We start from the raw sequence: 244 nt of genomic DNA on the forward strand, positions 1-244 counted from the left end.
CAGCGTGTCGATCTCGATGGTTTGCCCCTGAACGATCTGAAAGACACTGATCTGGCGTTGCCGCAGTCAAGCGAAAGTGTTGCCTACATCATGTACACCTCTGGTTCGACGGGTGTTCCGAAAGGTGTGCTGGTGCCGCATCGGGCCATAAGCCGTCTGGTGATCAACAACGGTTATGCCGATTTCAACGCTCAGGACCGCGTGGCGTTCGCTTCCAACCCTGCATTTGACGCCAGCACGCTGG

At 56.6% G+C, this 244-nt stretch carries 1 protein-coding gene; it reads left to right on the forward strand.

Annotated elements, in window-relative coordinates; translation table 11 throughout:
* The coding region (locus AO388_RS07780) for an AMP-binding protein (RefSeq protein WP_153003978.1) at positions 1-244 on the forward strand (244 nt) is incomplete at both ends.

Source organism: Pseudomonas sp. ICMP 10191 (assembly GCF_001467335.1).
In the GTDB taxonomy this organism is placed as follows: Bacteria; Pseudomonadota; Gammaproteobacteria; order Pseudomonadales; family Pseudomonadaceae; genus Aquipseudomonas; species Aquipseudomonas cerasi.